Genomic DNA, 2,848 nt, shown 5'->3' with positions numbered 1-2,848 from the left:
GTTCTACCCATTGTCCTCGGCACAAAAACGGATGTACGTTTTGCATCAGATTGATCCAGATGATGTGAACTACAATATTCCCGCTGTGCTTCAGGTAAGTGGCCCGCTGGATGTAAAACGGGTGGAGAAGGTTTTCCGCCAGTTGATCTCGCGCCATGCGGCACTCCGCACCAGCTTTGGACTGGTAAACAATGAACCCGTGCAACGGATTCAGGATACAGTGACGTTCGAGGTAGAGTATGCGAAGGTGCAAGCAGGACATGTTGTGACGTATCCAGCTGCTGATCAACAAACCGATGTCGAGGTCTTATATCATGATGCAGCATATGAACAACATACAGAGGGGACTGAGCAGCTTGTAAGCCAGGAAGTGCAAAAATGGGTTCAACGTTTTGTACGCTCATTTGATCTGCAAGCCGCTCCGCTGCTGCGCGTGGCCTTGGTGGATTTGGGCGTACAGGGAGAGGGAGAAAAACAGGAGCCACAGCATTTGTTGATGCTCGATATGCACCATATTATCTCGGACGGCGCATCTATGGGTGTGTTGACCGACGAATTTGTCCACTTGTATAGAGGTGAAGAACTGTCTCCGCTACGGATTCAATATAAAGACTATGCGGTATGGCAACAAACGGAGGTACAACGAGACTGGATTAAACGTCAGGAAGCATACTGGCTGGATACCTTTAGAGGTGATTTGCCTGTACTGAACTTGCCAACCGACTTTACACGTCCTGCGGTACGTAGCACGGCAGGCGCTACGGTGGTATTCGGTCTGGAACGCGAAGTCAGCGAGCGCTTGAAGGAACTGGCAGCCCAGACAGGTTCGACGTTGTACATGGTGCTGCTGGCAGCCTATACAGCGCTGCTCCATCAGTACACCGGACAGGAAGACATCATCGTCGGCAGCCCAATTGCGGGACGACCACATATGGATCTGGAGCCGATCATCGGGATGTTCGTCGGTACGCTGGCCATGCGTAATCATCCAACCTCAACGCAAACATTCCGTCAGTACGTGGAGGACGTGAAAAAACGGGCCTTGCAAGCATATGAGCATCAGGACTATCCGTTTGAGGAACTGGTGGAAAAGCTGAACGTGAAGCGGGATATGAGCCGCAATCCGCTGTTCGACACGATGTTTGTACTACAAAATAACGAACAAGGGGAGCTGAAGTTGGAAGGTCTGAGCTTCCGTCCATATGGTATGGAGCAGGTTCCGGCGAAGTTCGACCTGATGCTGGAAGCCAGCGAGGAAGAAACAGGCATCCATTTCGGATTGCAATATGCAACATCGCTATACCAGCGAGACACCATCGAGCAGATTACGCGTCACTTTGTACGTTTGGTAGAAACAATTGCAGCCAATCCAAATATCTCGCTGGGTGAACTGGAACAAATCACGACAGAAGAAACGGTATCTGTGCTGAAAATACATCAGGAACGTCAAAAAGCTACACGTTACTGGAGTGCACATCTCGATGGATATGAAGAACAGGCCCATTTGCCACAAGTCAAAATACAGTCAAACGCGTGGGACCAGGCAGAGCAGCTTAATACTGTTCTGAGTGTGGGTCTGACGACCAAGATTCTTCGGATTGCCAAGCGCCATCGGGTGACGCTGACTACATTGATCCAGACAGTATGGGGCATATTGCTCCAAAAATATAATGGTACGGATGATGTCGTATTTGGTAGTACGGTTTACGTACATTCGCCTGATACTCTGAATGTGGAGCCAATGCTGAGTCTGTATCAGAATACGATACCTGTAAGAATTAGAAGCGATGAGAACATTCTGTTCTTGCAGGTTATGAAGCAAAACGAGGAGCAATCTATAGCTGCACATATGCATACTGCGTATCCGCTGACTGAAATTCAGGCGTTGTCGGAGCTGATGCAAAATTGGATCAACCACAGGATTATTGTTGTAAATGATCCGACAGTGAAACCAATGCAGCAGTTCGATGAAGGCAAGCAGACCAGTCTTAGCCTGACTGAGGTCGAAGCAACGAGCTATGACTTTAATCTGGTGGTACAGTCGGGGAAAGCCATTCACATGAGCTTTAATTACAATGCTCTGGCATTTGAGCGGGCAAGTATAGAACAGATTCAGAGACATCTGGTGCAGCTGCTGGAGCAGGTAACGGCCAACCCGAATATTCCTGTACGTGAGCTGGATGTATTAACCGAGCAAGAACGCGAGCAAATCCTGCACGTGTGGGGAGATACAGCAGCGGGCTATCCAAGCGAGCAGACCATTCACGGTTTGTTTGAAGCGCAGGCTTTGCAAACCCCAGAGCAGGCGGCCTTGTTCTTCGAGGGAGAACAGCTGACCTACCGCGAGCTGAATGAACGAGCCAACCGATTGGCTCGTACCTTACGGAGTCATGGCGTGACGAAGGATTGTCTGGTGGGTCTGATGACGGAGCGCTCGATAGATATGATTGTGGGGATGTTCGGGATTATGAAAGCCGGAGGCGCGTATGTTCCGATAGATCCGACGTACCCAGAGGAACGTATCCGCTACATGCTCGATGACTCGGGTGCGGAATTGCTGCTAACGCAAAGCCATCTGGTGGAAAAGGCCACTTTTGACGGTCAGGTACTGGTGCTGGATGGGGTGCAGGAGGTCTACCACGAGGACGGTTCGAATCTGGAGCCGCTGTCTGGCCCGAACGATCTGGCGTATGTGATTTATACGTCGGGTACGACGGGACAGCCGAAGGGTGTGATGATCGAGCACCGCGGGCTGTGCAATCTCAAAACCTATTTCGATGAAACCCTACAGATGAGCTTGTCGGATCATGTCTTGATGTTTGCCAGTTATTCCTTTGATGCCGCTTGC

1 protein-coding gene is annotated in these 2,848 nt (G+C 50.2%); it reads left to right on the top strand.

What is annotated here, in order from left to right:
- The coding region (locus tag AC5ELV_RS26210) for a condensation domain-containing protein (protein ID WP_493432444.1) at window positions 1-2,848 on the top strand (2,848 nt) is incomplete at both ends.

Source organism: Paenibacillus sp. NMA1017 (assembly GCF_058895805.1).
Note: the sequence above shows the minus strand (reverse complement) of the source record. Positions and strands in the feature narration are given on the sequence as shown.